Annotated in this window: 17 protein-coding genes; 3 read left to right on the plus strand and 14 right to left on the minus strand. The window is 67.8% G+C overall.

The annotated features are described in order from the left end of the window. Positions 1 to 238 precede the first annotated feature (238 nt). The 8 genes from GC106_RS07815 to GC106_RS07850 all read right to left on the minus strand — a co-directional run bounded on the left by GC106_RS07815 (position 239) and on the right by GC106_RS07850 (position 8232). A complete protein-coding gene (locus tag GC106_RS07815) occupies positions 239 to 3592 on the minus strand; it encodes a glycosyl hydrolase family 95 catalytic domain-containing protein (protein ID WP_173126008.1) in 3354 nt (1117 codons plus the stop codon). Between the two features lie 212 nt (positions 3593 to 3804). Further along, positions 3805 to 4278, minus strand: a complete 474-nt coding sequence (locus tag GC106_RS07820) for a PH domain-containing protein (protein WP_312872524.1) — start codon at positions 4276 to 4278, stop codon at positions 3805 to 3807. Then, positions 4275 to 4772 (minus strand): 6,7-dimethyl-8-ribityllumazine synthase, encoded by a 498-nt coding sequence (ribH, locus tag GC106_RS07825; RefSeq protein WP_173126014.1) that lies wholly within the window; start codon positions 4770 to 4772, stop codon positions 4275 to 4277. Before ribH ends, GC106_RS07820 begins: the two co-directional genes overlap by 4 nt. Then, the gene (locus GC106_RS07830) at positions 4769 to 6040 is read right to left on the minus strand and encodes a bifunctional 3,4-dihydroxy-2-butanone-4-phosphate synthase/GTP cyclohydrolase II (RefSeq protein ID WP_173126017.1); all 1272 of its coding nucleotides are present in this window, start codon (positions 6038 to 6040) and stop codon (positions 4769 to 4771) included. Before GC106_RS07830 ends, ribH begins: the two co-directional genes overlap by 4 nt. Continuing rightward, on the minus strand, positions 6030 to 6653 hold the full coding sequence (locus GC106_RS07835; RefSeq protein WP_173126020.1) for a riboflavin synthase: 624 nt from the start codon (positions 6651 to 6653) through the stop codon (positions 6030 to 6032). The genes GC106_RS07830 and GC106_RS07835 overlap by 11 nt, the downstream gene beginning before the upstream one ends. Before the next feature lie 2 nt (positions 6654 to 6655). Continuing rightward, positions 6656 to 7315 carry a ribulose-phosphate 3-epimerase gene (gene rpe, locus GC106_RS07840; RefSeq protein ID WP_173126622.1) on the minus strand — a complete coding sequence of 220 codons (660 nt, stop codon included), beginning with the start codon at positions 7313 to 7315 and terminating at the stop codon, positions 6656 to 6658. Positions 7316 to 7339: 24 nt separating this feature from the next. Further along, complete coding sequence (locus GC106_RS07845; protein ID WP_217280187.1) at positions 7340 to 7843, minus strand: flavoprotein; 504 nt, start codon at positions 7841 to 7843, stop codon at positions 7340 to 7342. A gap of 11 nt (positions 7844 to 7854) precedes the next feature. Continuing rightward, a complete protein-coding gene (locus GC106_RS07850; RefSeq protein ID WP_173126023.1) occupies positions 7855 to 8232 on the minus strand; it encodes a PLD nuclease N-terminal domain-containing protein in 378 nt (125 codons plus the stop codon). A 140-nt stretch (positions 8233 to 8372) separates the two neighbouring features. Here GC106_RS07850 and GC106_RS07855 point away from each other — a divergent pair, with 140 nt between their 5' ends. Then, positions 8373 to 8786, plus strand: a complete 414-nt coding sequence (locus GC106_RS07855; RefSeq protein WP_173126026.1) for a DUF3574 domain-containing protein — start codon at positions 8373 to 8375, stop codon at positions 8784 to 8786. A 66-nt stretch (positions 8787 to 8852) separates the two neighbouring features. Here the strand turns inward: GC106_RS07855 and GC106_RS07860 are convergent, their stop codons facing one another. The 5 genes from GC106_RS07860 to GC106_RS07880 are packed head-to-tail and all read right to left on the minus strand — an operon-like array spanning position 8853 to position 13254. After that, positions 8853 to 10271 carry an RsmB/NOP family class I SAM-dependent RNA methyltransferase gene (locus GC106_RS07860; protein WP_246365090.1) on the minus strand — a complete coding sequence of 473 codons (1419 nt, stop codon included), beginning with the start codon at positions 10269 to 10271 and terminating at the stop codon, positions 8853 to 8855. Then, positions 10268 to 11197 carry a methionyl-tRNA formyltransferase gene (gene fmt, locus GC106_RS07865; protein WP_173126030.1) on the minus strand — a complete coding sequence of 310 codons (930 nt, stop codon included), beginning with the start codon at positions 11195 to 11197 and terminating at the stop codon, positions 10268 to 10270. The genes GC106_RS07860 and fmt overlap by 4 nt, the downstream gene beginning before the upstream one ends. Before the next feature lie 4 nt (positions 11198 to 11201). Continuing rightward, complete coding sequence (gene def / locus GC106_RS07870) at positions 11202 to 11747, minus strand: peptide deformylase (RefSeq protein ID WP_173126033.1); 546 nt, start codon at positions 11745 to 11747, stop codon at positions 11202 to 11204. Between the two features lie 11 nt (positions 11748 to 11758). Further along, the gene (locus GC106_RS07875; protein ID WP_173126036.1) at positions 11759 to 12016 is read right to left on the minus strand and encodes a hypothetical protein; all 258 of its coding nucleotides are present in this window, start codon (positions 12014 to 12016) and stop codon (positions 11759 to 11761) included. Positions 12017 to 12075: 59 nt separating this feature from the next. Beyond that, positions 12076 to 13254: a thiolase family protein gene (locus tag GC106_RS07880; protein WP_173126039.1), complete on the minus strand. Its 1179-nt coding sequence runs from the start codon at positions 13252 to 13254 to the stop codon at positions 12076 to 12078. An 83-nt stretch (positions 13255 to 13337) separates the two neighbouring features. Between GC106_RS07880 and GC106_RS07885 the strand changes: the two genes are divergently transcribed. Together GC106_RS07885 and GC106_RS07890 are read left to right on the plus strand one after the other, a co-directional pair. Next, positions 13338 to 13811, plus strand: a complete 474-nt coding sequence (locus tag GC106_RS07885) for a winged helix-turn-helix transcriptional regulator (RefSeq protein WP_217280188.1) — start codon at positions 13338 to 13340, stop codon at positions 13809 to 13811. Next, a complete protein-coding gene (locus GC106_RS07890; RefSeq protein WP_173126045.1) occupies positions 13808 to 14281 on the plus strand; it encodes a PaaI family thioesterase in 474 nt (157 codons plus the stop codon). The genes GC106_RS07885 and GC106_RS07890 overlap by 4 nt, the downstream gene beginning before the upstream one ends. A gap of 41 nt (positions 14282 to 14322) precedes the next feature. Here the strand turns inward: GC106_RS07890 and GC106_RS07895 are convergent, their stop codons facing one another. After that, on the minus strand, positions 14323 to 16284 hold the full coding sequence (locus GC106_RS07895; protein WP_173126047.1) for a glycoside hydrolase family 18 chitinase: 1962 nt from the start codon (positions 16282 to 16284) through the stop codon (positions 14323 to 14325). Positions 16285 to 16450 lie beyond the last annotated feature (166 nt).

Consider the following 16450-nt stretch of genomic DNA (forward strand, 5'->3'; position numbering starts at 1 on the left):
CACTGCCCCGAAGTGGCCACCATCGTCGGTCCCGGTCGGCCGCTGCCGGCCATCCTTTCCCTCGGCGCCTCACGTTGCCGACTCACCGGCCGAACAGCCCCGGATCAGCCCACGCAAGAACCTGGCCCGCCACCCGGACACCACTACTCCCAGCCCAAGGGGGAGCCTTCGCGTCAAAACCCGACATCGAAGGCTCCCCTGTCAGGCCAAAGTACCGATGGGGTCCGACAGGAATCGGTCAGCCGAAGGCTCGGGTGCGCCAAGCGGGGATTTCGGCCGCGGTCAGGGCGTCGGCGAAGATCGCCGCCCGGTCGACCGCGCCGGTCAACCGTTGGCCGCCGTTCTGGTCGACGGCGAACCGCAACTGGCGCGTGGCGCACCCGTTGATGCCGTCTTCCGGAACTGTGGCTCCACCAATCCGATTGCCGTCGACGTACACGTCGATCTGGCCGCTGTCGGTCATGGTGATCACCAGGTCGACGTACCGTCCGGTCGGCACGGCCGCGTTGGTGGTCACGTTCTGGTTGGAACCGATGAACCGGATGTTGTTCGACGGTGTCAGGTCGATCAGGACGCCGTCAGTGCCCGGATCGCCGCTCGGCTGGAAGTCGAACAACCGCCGGTACGACCCGGAACCGTCGATTTTCACCTCGGCGGCGAACGTCGCCTCGCGCAGGAAGCCGAGTGACGTGTCCGCCGTGCGCAGGAACGACCCGTTGAGCACCAAACCGGATCCGGTCGGCGCGGACGCGTCGTAAGTCGCGGTGCCGTCAATGGTCGCGTCCCGATTGAACGACGACTTGTCGTCAACGGCGTTCCCGGACACCGGATCCCACGCGACGATCGGTGCGTTCGCGGACGGGATCGCACATGGCGGCAGCGGATCGATCCGGACCAGCGTGACGCCGGACGCATGCACACCTCGTCCGTTCAGCACGGCGCGCAAACCTTGGTACTTCGCCGCGCTCGCGGACGGCGTGACAGTGAACGTGTACGTCCTCGTCTGTCCACGTCGGACCGACGGAACCCGCTGGCTCGTCGGTGCCGCGGTCCACCCTTCCGGCAGAGCCATGGTCAGCTCCGACGCCGGGACCGGCCCGCCATGTCCGGTGACCGACACCTTCGCGTCGAACGGTGTCCCCGCCACGACGCGTTCCGGCGCGTCCACCGCCACCGACACGTCTGCGACGGCCATGTAGGTGTTGCCCGCAGCGGCGTCGAACTGGATCTCTTCGCCAGCGCGCTGGTGCGGAACGTCGCGCCCGCTTTGGTTGTCGACGAGGCGATACCGGCTGGCGAACATCTCGCTGGCCACCTTCACCTGGCCCGCGTGCCCGGGCTTGAGCGTGATACGTGTTGGCACGCCGCCAACCCAGTCGGTGTCGACTGTGACGTCCCCACGCGCCCGTAGCCCGCGTACGGAACCGCTGTCCCAGAAAGCCGGTGCGGCGGGCAGCACGTCGATGACGCCGCGGTGGCTCTGCAGCAGCATCTCCGCGACGCCTGCGGTCGCGCCGAAGTTGCCGTCGATCTGGAACGGCGGATGGGTGTCCCACAGGTTGTCCAGTGTGCTGCTCTTCAGCAACTCCTCCAGCATCAGATGCGAGTGGTCGCCGTCCAGCAGCCGTGCCCAGAAGTTGATCTTCCAGGCCTTGCTCCAGCCGGTGCCACCGTCCCCGCGCGCGGTCAGCGACTTCTCCGCCGCCGCGACCAGGTCCGGGTTCCGCTGAGGCGTGATCTGCCTGCCGGGGTGCAGCGCGAACAGGTGCGACACGTGCCGGTGCGTGTTGCCCGGGTCGTCCCAGTCCTGCTTCCACTCCTGCAACTGTCCCCAGCTGCCGACACGCAGACCCGGGTCCAGCCGGTTCAGGACGTCGCTGGCTTGCTGGGAGAAAGTCAGGTCACCCAGTTTGCCCGCCGCTTCGGCGGTGTTGGTGAACAGATCCCACACGATCTGCTGCGACATCGCCGCGCCCGCCGAGAACGGTCCATGCTCCGGCGAATAGCTCGGGGTCACGACCAGCTTGCCGTCCCGCGGGTCCGCGACCAGTTCGTCGATCCAGAATTCGGCGAGCGACTTCATCATCGGGTACGCGCGTTCGCGCAGGAACGTCTCGTCGCGCGTGAACAGGTAGTGCTCGTAGTAGTGCTGCGCGAGCCATGCTCCCGCTTCCGGGAACCAGAACGCCGTCGCCCAGTCGTGCACGCCGGTGAAGCCGAACGGGTTGGTCTCGTTGTGCACGACCCAGCCGTCGTTGCCGAACATCTCCTGCGCCGTTCTCCGCCCTGCCGGGACCATCGAGTCGACGTAGTCGAAGAACGGTTCGGTCGTCTCGGACAGGTTCGTGGTCTCCGCGGGCCAGTAGTTCATCTGCAGGTTGATGTTGACGTGGTAGTCCGCGCTCCAGGGCGGCGACGTCGAGTTGTTCCAGACACCTTGCAAGTTCGCCGGCAACGAACCGCCGCGCGAGGACGCGATCAACAGATACCGGCCGTACTGGAAGTGCAGCACTTCGAGCGCTTTGCGCGCTTCGGACGCCAACGCCGTTCCGCGGTACGCGCGCAGCAAGTCGTCGGTTGGCATGTCGGGCAGGTTCTGTCCAACGTCGAGCGACACGCGGTCGAAAAGCGCACGGTGGTCGCGAACGTGCGCGTCCCGCAACGCGGTGAACGGTTTCGCGACAGCCGCGTTCACACGTTCGGTGACGACGTCGTGCGGGTCTGCCGACCGGTAGGTCGGGTGGACGTTCGAGTAGTTCGTGCCCGCCGCCAGAACGAGCGTGACGGCGTCGGCGCCGTTGACAGTCACCGAACCGTCAGCGTTGTCCGTTCGCGTGCCGCCTTCGTTGCGCACCTGAAGCTGCGACTCGAAGCGCATGCCGTTGTCGTTCAGATTGCCCGCGAACGTGATCCGTCCGTCCCGGGCGGCAAACGACCGCGACCGGTTGTCCGGCGCGGTGTACGAGACCGTGAACGAAACGCGGCCCGGCTGACTGGCGCTGATGCGTCCCACCAGCACGTCGTCGGGGGCGGAGGCGAAGTACTCGCGGGTGAACGTCGCCCCGCCGGACGCGTAGGTGACTCCCGCGACGGCGGCGGCGATGTCGAGGCTGCGCCAGTAACCGGTGACGTCCGGCGGCGCCTGCGGCTGCGAGATCCGCACGTCGCCGAACGTCTGGTAGGCGCCGAAGCCGATCTTGCCCTGGCCGAGCACACTGGCCACCCACTCGGGCGCCGCCTGCCCCTCGGCGGCGATCCGGTCCTGCACTTGTTCGATGGCGCCGGGGCGTGGCGAACGCCAGTTGCCGAAGTCGTAGCCGGGCGAACCGGGGCCGCCGGTCCACAAGGTCTTCTCGTTGAACTGCAGCTGTTCGTTCTGGACGCCGCCGAAAACGCTCGCCCCCAGTGCGCCGTTGCCGATCGGCAGCGACTGTGATTCCCAGTCGGTCGCGGGTTCGTCGTACCAGAGCTTCAACCCGGTGTCGCGCGGCGCCTGCTGCTCGCCGTAAGCGCCGGCGGCCGTGGTGAGTGTCGCCATGGATAACGCCATGACCACCGCTGCGACCGCGGCCGTTCCTCGTTGAACGCGCATGCTCGTCATTCCTCGCTGTCATGACAGGACGACTAACGAGGCTAGAGATCCGATGTCTTGACCGTCAAGGCGTGACGAGCAGACACAAACAGACAGAAACGCCCAAGATGCTCGGATGTCTGTCCCGCTGTGCGTAAAACGCGAGCTAACCGGGCGGGGAGGCGTTTCCTCCAGGCCACAGTGACATGGATGCGCTTCCGTGTCGGCGTGAGCTACTTCGCCGCGGCCTTCAGGCGGCGCAGTTCGCGCATCGCGACCACCGAACGCTCACCGTCGATCGCGGGAATCGCCATGATCGTGACGTACTCGTCGTCCGGCAGTTCGATCCGCGCCCACGACGCGCCGTCCGGGAAGCTGACGTGCTCGACCTGTTTCCACTCGTAGCGCCGCGTGCCGATCAGGTTGCGGATCTCGATGCCGGATTCGTCGGCGCGGACGCGGGAACGGGCGAACATCAGCACGCCGATGGCCAGCATGACGCCGATGCCGACCATCGCGACCTGGTCCGACGTCTGGAAGTAGGCCCCGGTCCACTCGCTGCGCAGCAAGAAGGCGACCACGGTGAACACCACGACGAAGACCACCGCGATGGCGGTGGCCACGTACCGGACCTTGCGCGGCCGGAACTGGAAAGTCGTCCCGCTCCCGGCGGTCGTCTCGGCAGTCGTCCCTGTCTTCTCGCTCACTCGAATCCTCGTTCTGTCCATGGCTGACGGAGACCGCGCAGGACCATCGCCGAGTCCAGGGCGGCCGCACACGCCTCGAAGCCCTTGTCCTCCGCCGAGTCCGGGAACCCGGCGCGGTCAAGCGCTTGCTGCTCGTCGTTCACGGTCAGCACACCGTTGCCGACCGGGGTCCCCTCGTCGAGGGCGACCCTGGTCAGACCGGCGGTTACCGAATCGCACACGTACTCGAAGTGCGGTGTCCCGCCGCGGATGACGACGCCGAGAGCCACGACGGCCTCATGGTGCTTGGCCAGTTCCTGGCAGACGACGGGCAGCTCCATGGCGCCGGACACCCGGACGACCGTCGGTTCGTCGATCTTCGCCTGCTTCGCCGCGTCCAGCGCGCGCTCCAGCAGGTTGTCCGTGATCTTGCCGTGCCATCTGGTGGCCGCGATGGCCAGCCTGATGCCCGAGCATTCCGGCACCGACGCCTCAGGTCGTCCTTCGCCGCTCACTGCCGCGTTTCTCCTTCGAACTGTTCAAGGTTGCCCAGCTCGTGGCCCATCCGGTCGCGCTTGGTGCGCAGATAGCGCAGGTTCTCCGGGTTCGGCCACACCGACAGCGGCACACGATCGACCACTGTCAGCCCATAGCCTTCCAGACCCACCCGCTTGGCCGGATTGTTGGTCAGCAAACGCATCGTCTTGACGCCGAGGTCCGACAGGATCTGCGCGCCGGTGCCGTAGTCGCGGGCGTCGGCGGGCACACCGAGCGCGAGGTTGGCGTCGACCGTGTCGGCGCCGTTGTCCTGCAACTGGTACGCCTGCAGCTTGTGCATCAGGCCGATGCCGCGGCCCTCGTGGCCTCGCATGTACAGCACAATGCCACGGCCTTCGGACGCGACCGCTTCCAGCGCGGCGTCGAGCTGCGGACCGCAGTCGCAGCGCAGCGAGCCGAAGACGTCACCGGTCAGGCATTCCGAGTGGACGCGGACCAGCACCTCGGTGCCGTCGCCGATCTCGCCGTACACCAACGCGATGTGCTCGATCCCGTCGAGCAGGCTGTCGTAACCGACCGCGCGGAAGGTGCCGTGCGCGGTGGGGATGCGCGCCTCGGCGACTCGGACGACCTGCTTCTCGTTGCGCCTGCGGTAGGCGATCAGCGCGGCGATCGAGATGATCGTCAGGTCGTGCTCGGACGCGAACACCTCGAGCTCGTCACGGCGGGCCATGTCGCCTTCGTCCTTTTGGGACACGATCTCGCACAGCACGCCCGCCGGTCGCAGGCCGGCCAGCACGGCGAGGTCGATGGCGGCCTCCGTGTGGCCCGGACGGCGGAGCACGCCGCCTTCCTTGGCACGCAACGGAACCACGTGACCGGGACGGCTGAACTCGGCGGGCTTGGAGTCCGGGTCGGCCAGCAGCCGGATGGTGTGCGCCCGGTCCGCGGCTGAAATGCCCGTGCTCACCCCGTCGCGGGCGTCCACGGTGACCGTGTACGCCGTGCCCCGGCGGTCCTGGTTGGTGTGGAACATCGGCGGCAGGTCGAGCCGGTCGCAGTCGTCCTCGGTCAGCGGGACGCAGATGTAGCCGGAGGTGTACCGGACCATGAACGCCACCAGCTCGGGCGTGGCCTTCTCGGCCGCGAAGATCAGGTCGCCCTCGTTCTCCCGGTCCTCGTCGTCCACGACGATCACCGGACGCCCTTCGGCGATGTCCCTGATCGCGCGTTCGATGTCGTTCAAGCCGGCCACGGCGCCTCCTTCGGAACCACTAACGCTCATTGTGGCCCTGCCCCGACCCGGTTGCGGTCGCGATGTGAGGCACGGCAAGTCGCTCGACGTACTTGGCCAGCACGTCCACCTCCAGGTTCACCACGTCCCCCGGCTGCCGGAGCCCCAGCGTGGTCAGCGACAACGTGGTCGGGATCAGCGCGACGGAGAACCGGTCGCCCTCGACCGACGCCACCGTCAGCGACACCCCGTCGATCGCGATCGAGCCCTTCTCCACGACGTACTTGGCCAAGTCAGCGGGCAGTTCGAACGTGGTGCGCCCGTCCCCGGCACGGGAGACGAACACGCCGGTGCCGTCCACGTGCCCCTGAACGATGTGGCCGCCGAGCCGGTCACCGAGCGCCATCGCGCGCTCGAGGTTGACCTGGTCGCCCGCGTGCGCCTTGGCGAGGCTGGAGCGCAGCAGCGTCTCGTGCACCACGTCGACGGTGAACGCGCCGCCGGACACGTCGACCACGGTCAGGCACACGCCGTTGACCGCGATGGAGTCGCCGTGTTTGGCGTCGGACGTCACCAGCGGGCCCGCGACGGTCAGCCGCGCCGCGTCCGGCAACGGCTCGACGGCCACGATCTCGCCGCGCTCCTCGACGATCCCGGTGAACATGCTCAGGCTCCTCCCCTGGTCCGCGCCGCGCGGTCACGCAGCGCCGAGATGGCTTTCCCGGGATCGTCCGCGTTGTAGACGGCCGAACCGGCCACGAAGCAGTCGACTCCGGCGTCAGCTGCCAACTCGATCGTCTCGCTGTTGATTCCCCCGTCGATCTCGACCAGCAGGTTCAGGTGCCCGGTGTCGACCAGCCCGCGCGCCTGCCGGACCTTGTCGAGCACCTCCGGCATGAACGACTGGCCGCCGAACCCCGGCTCGACCGACATCACCAGCAGGGTGTCGTAGTGCTTGAGCACGTCGATCCACGGCTCCAGCGGAGTGCCCGGTTTGATCGACAACCCGGCTTTGGCGCCTGCCGCCCTGAGGTCCTTGGCGAGCTTGACCGGGTCGCCCGCGGCCTCGGCGTGCACGGTGACGTTGTACGCGCCTGCCTCGGCGTACCCGATCGCCCAGCGGTCCGGGTCGTCGATCATCAGGTGACAGTCCATCGGGATGTCGGTCACCTTCAGCAACGCCTCGACCACCGGCAGTCCCAGGGTCAGGTTCGGGACGAAGTGCGCGTCCATCACGTCGACGTGCACCCAGTCCGCCCCCACGATCCGAGCCAGCTCGTCGGCCAGGCGGGCGAAGTCGGCGGACAGGATGCTGGGGGCGATCATGGGGCTTTCGGACACATCAGGAGTCTATGGTCGATCGGTTCCGGCGACCGGAAGGGCATCCAGCACGTGCGTCCACGCGCGGTCAGGTGAGACCGGCGTCACCAGGGCACCCGCGCTCCGCAGCGTCGCCAGGTGACCGGGCCATGCCGGATGGCCTGCCTGCGCGTCGGACAGCTGCGGGCACACCGAGACATGCACGGAGGGATCTCCGAGCGCTTCGCAGAGCACGGTGAGCGCCTGGTTGTCGGCGATGCCCAGCGCCAATTTGGCCGTGGAGCCCGCGCTGGCCGGCGCGAACAGGAAAGTGCGCGGGTCCGGATGCGGACGCGGTTCGCCCGGCAACCGCGATCGGCTGCGTACCGGCAGGTCGGTCAGCTGTGTGAGCCGCTCGAACTCGCCGGACGCCGTCAGCCATCGCTCCGCGGTCGGCGTGAGCGTGATCGCCAGCCGCCAGCCGCGCTCGACGGCCGGCCGGGCGATTTCGTCACACAACCGCCGGTCGACGCCGTAACACGCGGCGACGACCAAACCAAGGACAGCTATGACTCGTCCTTCTGCTCTCGTTGCCGAGCCGCCTTGCGCTGCTGCTCCGCACGTTCCCGGCACTTGCGCAGAAACTCCTCGTCGTCGTCAGGGTTCACCGCCACGTGCCGGCCCGGCCGGTCGTACTCGGGGAACCGGCTGGGTGGCGCCTGCCGGTAACCACCGCCAGCGCCGCCGAAGCCGGCGCGCTCAGGGCGCCCGGCGACCAGCCACAGGATGGAGCCGATCAACGGCAGCAGCAACACGATGAACAACCAGCCCATCTTGGGCACGTTGCGGGTGGTCCCGTCGACGGTGGTGATCACGTCGACCAAACAGAAGATCCAGAGGCCCATCACGATGATGCTGAACAGGCCACCAGCGAATAACGGCATGGGTGTCTCTCCGCCCCAGAAGACAGGTCCGTGTGAAGGGCGGCCAGTGTCCCAGGCCTGCCCGGCCGGGCGGTTCCCCGGGTCCGGATACCGCCCGAAATCACCGGACAACGCCGCCGTCAGGCGATTGAATGCCGTGCATGACGACACGACGCACCGCCATCGCCGGCATGGTCACCGCCCTGATGCTCGGTCTGACCGCCGCCGGAACCGCCGCGCCGGCCACCGTCGAGCAGACACCTGGGGAGCCCTACAAACGCACCGAGTTGTACTTCGGCGGCAGCAGGCCGGACGGTTCGCCGATCACCCCGGCCGACTTCGAGGTGTTCCTGGACAAGGAGGTCACGCCCGCGTTCCCGGACGGGCTGACCTGGCTCGAGGCGCACGGTCAGTGGATGGGCGGCAAAGAGGACTCGTACGTACTGATCCTGCTGTATCCGTACGACAAGCGGGAAGCCAACCGCGAGATCGAGGAGATCCGCACCGACTACAAGACCCAGTTCCAGCAGCAGTCCGTGCTGCGCGCCGACAGCGTCGAGCGGGTCTCGTTCTGACGCACTGACCTGCCCGCGCTGATTGCTGCGAGGCTTCTCGGAGCAATCAGCGCGATCGCGTCACGCCTAAATCTTCCGGATCATCGCGCAGTACATCGCGTCCGTGCCGTGCAGATGGGGCCAGAGCTGCACGTCGGGGCCGCCGCCGAGATCGGGCACGCCGGGGAAGAACTCGCGCGCGTCCAATTGCTCCGCCTTGGTCCGGCGCACCACGTCGCCCACGACACCGACGGTCTCGGACAAGTGCGGTGAGCACACGACGTACGCGACCACCCCGCCGACCCGGACCAGGTCCATCGCGGAAAGCAGCAGTTCGCGCTGGAGCTTGGTCAGATCGCCGACGTCCGACTGCTGGCGCCGCCAGCGCGCCTCCGGCCTGCGCCGCAACGCACCGAGGCCGGTGCACGGAGCGTCCACGAGCACTCGGTCGAAACTGCCCGGTTCGAAACCGGTGTCCCGGCCGTCGGTCACGTGCACGGTGACCGGCTGCCCCTCGGTGGCGTTCTCGATGAGCCGCGCCCGGTGCGGGGCCTTCTCGACCGCGTCGACGGTCGCGCCACTCAACCCGGCCAACGCACCGAGCAGCGCGGCCTTACCGCCCGGGCCCGCGCACAGGTCCAGCCACCGTTCGTCGGATCCGGTCAACGCCGGCCGTGTCAAAGCGACCGCGCACAACTGGCTGCCTTCGTCCTGCACCCCGGCGAAGCGTTCCCGGACGGGCTCCATGTCGGACGGATCACCCGCCCCCGCCTCCAGCCGAACGCCGTACGGCGAATAAGGCGCCACGTCGCCGCCGGTGATCGCGGCAAGCTCTTCCGCGGTGATCTCGCCCGGCCGGGCGACCAGGTGCACGGCCGGCCGGTCGTCGTCGGCTTCCAACGCGGCCTTCAGGCTCTCGCCCTTGTCGCCGAGCGAGTCCGCGAACGCGCGCGCGATCCAGCGCGGGTGGGCGGTCGCCGTCGCCAAGTACCCGATCGGGTCTTCCTCACGGGCGGGCGCCAGCTTGGCCACCCAGTCGTCCTCGGTGTGCTCGCCGACCTTGCGCAGCACCGCGTTGGCGAACCCGGCCAGCCGGGACCCGACGTCGAACCGCGCCAGATCCACAGTGGACGACACAGCGGCGTGCGCGGGAATCCTGGTCCGCAACAGCTGGTAGGCACCCAGCCGCAGGACGTCGAGCAACTGCTTGTCCACTTGGGACAGCGGCCGGTCCGAGCACGCCGCGATCACCTGGTCCAGCCAGCCCATCGCCCGGCATGTCCCGTACGCCAGTTCCGTGGCCAACGCCGCGTCACGACCGGTGATCCGCCGTTCCCGGAGCAGTCCAGGCAACACGAGGTTGGCGTACGCGTCACGGTCGCGCACTGCGCGCAACGTGTCCAACGCCGCGCGACGAGCCTGGTCGTCCATCGGTGGCCGAGGAGCGGACGGCTCGCGGCGCCGTGGTGGGTGCGCCCGCCGTGGCCGGGACGGTCGGTGCGTCAAGACAATCGTTCTCCTTGCTCGACCCGGGCGCCGCGCGCCCAGTCGGTCGCAGCCATCTTCTTCTTGCCCGGCGCCTGGACATCGCCCAGCCGCACGGGTTGCGTCGCGGTGCCGACGAGCACACGTTTGCGTTCCACTTTGACCTCACCGGGCGGCAGCGCCTCGGCGGCAGCGACCGTCACCGGCCCCAGTTTGAGCCGCTCACCCCGGAACTGCGCCCACGCGCCCGGATCCGGCGTGACCGCGCGGACCAGCCGGTCCACCGCGATCGCCGGCTGGGTGAGGTCGACGTGCGCGTCCTCCACAGTGATCTTGGAGGCGTAGCTGACGCCGTCGGCCTCCTGCTGCTCCACCGCGCGGATCGTGCCGTCCTCAATACCGTCCAACGTGGACACCATCAGGTCGGCGCCCGCGACCGCCAGCCGGTCCAGCAGCACTCCGGCGGTGTCGTGCGGGCGGATCGGCTCGGTCAGCACACCGAAGACCGGCCCGGCGTCCAACTCTTTGACGATCCGGAACGTGCTGGCGCCGGTGATCTCGTCACCGGCCCTGATCGCAGCCTGGACCGGCGCCGCACCCCGCCATGCGGGCAACAACGAAAAGTGCAGATTCACCCAGCCGTGTACCGGGATGTCGAGCGCCACCTGAGGCAGCAAGGCCCCGTAGGCGACAACCGGGCAGCAATCCGGAGCGATCTCGGTCAACCGCTCCAGAAATTCCGGCTCTTTGACACGCTGCGGCATGAGCACCTCGATGCCGTGCTCGTCGGCCAACGCGCCGACAGGCGACCGCACGACGTGACGACCGCGGCCCGCGGGCGCGTCCGGCCTGGTCACCACCGCGACGACCTCGTGGCGTGGTGAGTCGATCAGCGCCTGCAGAGTGGGGACCGCGGGCTCCGGCGTCCCGGCGAAGACCAGCCGCATGGTTCTAGAAGCCTCCGAACAGCGCGTGCGGATCCTGCTTGATCGCCGGCATCGCGCCGGTGAACCACGACGCCTGGCGGATCTCCCGCATTGCCTGCTTGCGGGTCTCCTGGTCGAGCCGGTCGAGGAACAGCACGCCGTCGAGGTGGTCGGTCTCGTGCTGGATGCAGCGCGCCAGCAGGTCGGTGCCTTCGATCTCGATCGGTTCGCCGTACATGTTCCACCCGGTCGCGACGATGTTGCGCATCCGCCGCGTCTCCCAGGTGAAACCCGGGATGGACAGACAACCCTCGTCGCCGTCCTGACACTCGTCGTCGATCGCGTTCCACGTCGGGTTGACCATGTGCCCGGCGAACCCGTCACAGTGATACGTGAACACCCGCAGGCCCACACCCAGCTGAGGGGCAGCGAGCCCGGCACCGCCCTGTGACTCCATGGTGTCCCACAGGTCCTGGACGAGCGTGCGGAGCTCCTTGTCGAACTCGACGACCTCGTCCGCGCGCGTGCGCAGCACCGGATCGCCGAAAAGCCTGATCGGTTGGATGGTCACGACGGTCGATTCTACGGACCGTCAGAGAACGGTTTCACAGGCGACCAGCGCGGCAACGCGGCGTTCAACGACCTACCGACCGGTTGGGTGGTGCATGGCGCCCCGCCTCTCGACGTGATGTCGCGGATCTTGCCCAGGCAGCGCGACCGCTTGCCGACGTGCATGAAGATCGCCGACGCGGTCCAGCTTGATGTTTCGTCTGTGACGTTCTCGGCCATGACGCCGCCCATCGACACAGTGCCGATAGCCGCCTCCTCCGCACCGGCCACGTTGAGGTTCCCGAACTGGATGTCGCGGAAGGCGCCGCACGTTTCCGGACCATCAACGTTCAAATACGTTCGACGATCGTGGCGTTCGCCAGCCCTCCGGCTTCGCACATGGTCTGCAGGCCGTACCGGCCGCCGTTCTGTTCCAGAACCGACAGCAACGTCGTCATCAACCGCGCGCCACTCGCACCCAACGGGTGACCGATGGCGGTCGCTCCGCCGTTGACGTTCACCTTCGCCAGGTCAGCGCCTGTTTCCGCTTGCCATGCGAGCACAACGCTGGCGAACGCCTCGTTGACCTCGAACGCGTCGATGTCCGAGAGCGTGAGGCCCGCACGGTCGAGCACCTTGGCGGTCGCCGGGATGATGCCGGTGAGCATCAGCAGGGGATCGTCGCCGACGACCGCGAAACTGTGCAGTCTGGCGCGCGGCTTGAGGCCCAGTCGCTGGGCGGTCTCGCTGCTGGTGATCAGGACCGCGGCGGCGCCGTCGTTGACCGGCGACGAGTTGCCCGCGGTCACGTGCCAACCGATCTCCGGAAAGCGCCTGGCCCAGTAGTCGTCGTAGAACGCCGGTTTCAGTCCGGCCAGAACATCCACAGTGGTCGACGGACGGACCGACTCGTCCATCCGCACCTCGTCGGCGCCGACCTTCAACGGCACGACATCACGGTCGAACCGGCCGTCAGCCCACGCCGCGGCAGCGCGTTGATGACTCGTGGCGGCGAACGAATCCAACTGGGCCCGGCTCAATCCCCAGCGAGCGGCGATCAGCTCGGCACTGATGCCTTGCGGCACGAGTCCGTCCGGGTAGCGGGCGGCGACCTGCGAACCGAAGAAATCGCGGCCGTCACGCTGGCTGCCGATCGGCACGTGACTCATCGACTCGATCCCTGAGGCGATCACGACGTCGTACGCACCGGCGATCACGCCCTGCGCGGCGAAGTGAATGGCCTGCTGACTGCTGCCGCACTGCCGGTCGACCGTGACGGCCGGCACTGAGTCCGGCAGTCCGGCGGCGAGCGCCGCCCACCGGGCGGTGTTGCCGCTTTGCTCGCCGATCTGGCCGACGGCGCCGGAGAGCACGTCGTCAACCAGCGCTGGGTCGATCCCGGTTCGGTCGATGAGCGCCCGGATAGCATGCGCATGCAGGTCGACGGGGTGCACGCTCGCCAACGCCCCCGAGGCCTTGCCTTTACCGATCGGCGTGCGGACCGCGTCGACGATCACAGCGTCCCTCATGGCCAACCTCCTTGTTGACTTGCTTGAAGCAAGCCTACTTCGAGTACACTTGCTTCGAGCAAGTCAATGTGAGGAGCGTCCCCGTGCTGCGTCAGGACTGGTCGAAACACCCTTGCCCGATCGCCCGATCACTCGATGTCGTCGGCGATCCCTGGGTCTTGCTGGTGCTCCGGGAGGCGCTTTTCGGCGCGACGAGGTTCGAGCAGTTCCGCGAACGTCTCCAGGTCGCCGACAACGTGCTGACCCGGCGCCTCGGTCAGATGGTCGACGCCGGACTGCTGCGGCGCTCCCCGTACCGCGGCAAACAGCGGACGCACGAGGAGTACGTGATCACAGACGCCGCCGCGGATCTCCTCCCCGTGCTCGACGCGTTGGCCCGCTGGGGCGAGCAGCACACGCAAGCGCCCGAACGCCACGTCGAGATGTTCTTCGTCCACCGGTCAGCCGGCCACAGGAGCACCGAGATGACGGTGTGCACCACGTGCGGCGAACGGCTGACTTTCGAGGACCGGGCCTACCAACGGCAGTGGGCCGGCACGGCAGAGAGGCGATCATGACGACCCGTACCCGGACGTATCACTGGCAGGAGCCCGCGTCCCCGCCGGACCTGCCGGGTCTGGAGATCATGCGCGGCCTGCTGGCCGGGGAGATCCCGCCGCCACCGATGATCCAGACCCTCGGTCTCGACCTGATCGAGGTCGAGACCGGCCGTGTCGTCTTCGCCGTCAAACCGGCCGAGTACATGTACAACGGCTCGGGCATCGTCCACGGCGGATTCACCGCGTCCATGATGGACAGCGCGGCAGGATGTGCGTTGCACACCACATTGCCCGCGGGCGTCGGGTACACCTCGCTCGACCTCTCGGTCAAATTCCTCAGAGCGATCACCGAGCAATCCGGTGCCATCCGATGCGTGGGCACGCTGGCGCACGTCGGTCGCCGGACGGCGCTGGCGGAAGCGCGCATGACGGACGCCACCGACCGCCTGCTCGCCTCCGCCACCAGCAGCTTGATGATCTTCAGGTGACGGGTGCGGGATCCGCGCAGCGCGGATCCCGCACGCTGTAATCAGCCGATGCCCTGGTGCACGGCGGTCATCAGCTCACCGTCCGGGGTGTCACCGTCCATGGACCAGATCATCGCGCCGCCCAGCCCGTTGCTGGTGATCCACGCGGTCTTCCTGGCGATCTCCACCGGGTCGTCGTACGTCCAGAACGTGCTGCCGTTGAACAGCCACGAATGACCGGCCGCAGCGTCTCGGTGCACTTGGTAGCCACTGCCCAGCAATGGCTTGATCAGTTTGTAGTCGTTGATGCCCGCCTCATAACGGCCGGGCGCGGGTCCGGTCGCCGGTTGGTGCAGCCCGTTGTTGGCGTTGGTCACCCCGGTCCAGCCGCGGCTGTAGAACGGCACGCCCAACACGAGCCGGTTCGCGGGTGCTCCCTGGCTGGTCCACGCGTTCGCGGCGATCTCGATGCTGTACGGCTTCGGGCCGGGGTCGCCGGCAGGCAGCCGCAGCGCGGACTGGTTGTTGGTCACCGTCTCCCAACCGCCGTGCAAGTCATAACCTTGCAACGTGGCGAAGTCGAGCGAGGCGAAAATCTGGCTCACCTCGAAGCCCGCGGTCACCTTGTCCGGGTCAGCGGGCAGGAACGCGGTCAGCTCGTAGTGCTTTCCGGTCGTGCTGCCGTACGCGTCGAGCTGCCGCCGCCACTCCTGGACCAGAAGCGTGAAGTTCTGCTTGTCCTCAGGACGCACGACGTTGCCGACGTTGCCTTCACTGCCCGGCCACTCCCAGTCCAGGTCGATGCCGTCGAAGACACCGGCCGCCGAACCGGGACCGCCCTGCGGTTCGCCGCCGATCTGCGGCAGGTTGCCCTTGATCCACATGTCCAGGCACGACGAGACGTGCGCCTGGCGCGAGGCCGCGGTCAGCGCCGCGTTGGAGAAGTACTTCGACCAGGTCCAGCCGCCGAGCGACAGGTTGACCTTCAGGTGCGGGTACTTGGCCTTCAACTGCCTGATCTGGTTGAGGTTGCCCGCCAGCGGCTGGTTGTAGGTGTCAGCCTGGCCGTTGACGGTCAGGTCCGCGGTGAAGCGCCGCTGGTAGTCCGCCCACGCGTCGCCCTGGCCGAGCTGGTTGGCCTGGAAGCACCGCCCGGCGGAGTCGATGTTGCCGAACGCGTAGTTGATGTGCGTGAGCTTCGCGGCCGAACCCGAGGTGTCGAGGTTCTTGATGTAGTACGCGCGGTCGTAGACGCTCCACTGCGTGAAGTAGCCGATCTTGCGCTTGCCACCAGGACCGGGGTCTCCGGACTCCTTCGTGGTCGTCGACACCGGCGCGCTCAACGCGGAGACGTTTCCGGCCTTGTCGCGCGCCCGCACCCGGAACGTGTACGTCGTCGACGGCTGCAAGCCTCCGGCGGTGAACGACGTCGACGTCGCGGTGCCGATGGGGGTCGTCGAGTCGCCCTGGAAGACGTCGTAACCGCTCACGCCGATGTTGTCGGTCGACGCGGTCCAGCTCAGCGGAACAGTGCTGCTGGTTGGCGCGCCCGCGGTCAAACCAGAAGGCACGCTCGGCGCTTCGGTGTCCGGCGTGCCGGAGGACCCGTCACACGGACTGCCGTTGACGGTGCAGTTGACCGGCGAGCCGGGGCCGGAACCGTTGAACCCGAAAGCTGTCGTGGCACCCGCTGCCACATTTCCGTTGTAGGAGCGGTTCACGAACGTGTAACTGTCGCCGACGCGGGTCATGCCGGCTTCCCAGGCCGATCCGATGCTGGTGCCCGCGGGCAGGTCGAACTTGACGGTCCAGCCGTTGAGCGGGGTGCTGTCGCCGGCCTTGACGACGACCTGGCCGGTGAAGCCGGTGCCCCAGTCGGACACCTTGCTGAACGTCGCGGTCGGGGTGGCGGCGGCTTGCGCCGTTCCGGGCAGAACGGTGCCGGACAAGCCGGTCAAGGCGAGTGTTGTCGCGGCCAGCAGAACGCCGAACCGCTGTCGCCGAGCTGACGGTCTCGATGACATGGGGCCTCTTCCTCGCAGGGGGGCAGGGTTGTGGCAGGAAGACCACACGGAACAGTTATTGGTCCAGACCAGTGATCAACTCAAGGTCTAGACCAAGCTTCGTCACCTGACCGCAACCAGTCCACGCGGGAAACGTCGTTTCACGCGAGAAAGCGCCCTGACACGC

This window comes from Kibdelosporangium persicum, from assembly GCF_013280595.1.
Taxonomy (GTDB): Bacteria; Actinomycetota; Actinomycetes; order Mycobacteriales; family Pseudonocardiaceae; genus Kibdelosporangium; species Kibdelosporangium persicum.

Coding starts and splice junctions, on each gene's coding strand:
- GC106_RS07815 (WP_173126008.1), bottom strand. CDS start 3,592: ATGCGCGTTCAACGAGGAACGGCCGCGGTCGCAGCGGTGGTCATGGCG.
- GC106_RS07830 (WP_173126017.1), bottom strand. CDS start 6,040: ATGAGCGTTAGTGGTTCCGAAGGAGGCGCCGTGGCCGGCTTGAACGAC.
- GC106_RS07835 (WP_173126020.1), bottom strand. CDS start 6,653: ATGTTCACCGGGATCGTCGAGGAGCGCGGCGAGATCGTGGCCGTCGAG.
- rpe (WP_173126622.1), bottom strand. CDS start 7,315: ATGATCGCCCCCAGCATCCTGTCCGCCGACTTCGCCCGCCTGGCCGAC.
- GC106_RS07850 (WP_173126023.1), bottom strand. CDS start 8,232: ATGCCGTTATTCGCTGGTGGCCTGTTCAGCATCATCGTGATGGGCCTC.
- GC106_RS07855 (WP_173126026.1), top strand. CDS start 8,373: ATGACGACACGACGCACCGCCATCGCCGGCATGGTCACCGCCCTGATG.
- fmt (WP_173126030.1), bottom strand. CDS start 11,197: ATGCGGCTGGTCTTCGCCGGGACGCCGGAGCCCGCGGTCCCCACTCTG.
- GC106_RS07880 (WP_173126039.1), bottom strand. CDS start 13,254: ATGAGGGACGCTGTGATCGTCGACGCGGTCCGCACGCCGATCGGTAAA.
- GC106_RS07890 (WP_173126045.1), top strand. CDS start 13,808: ATGACGACCCGTACCCGGACGTATCACTGGCAGGAGCCCGCGTCCCCG.
- GC106_RS07895 (WP_173126047.1), bottom strand. CDS start 16,284: ATGTCATCGAGACCGTCAGCTCGGCGACAGCGGTTCGGCGTTCTGCTG.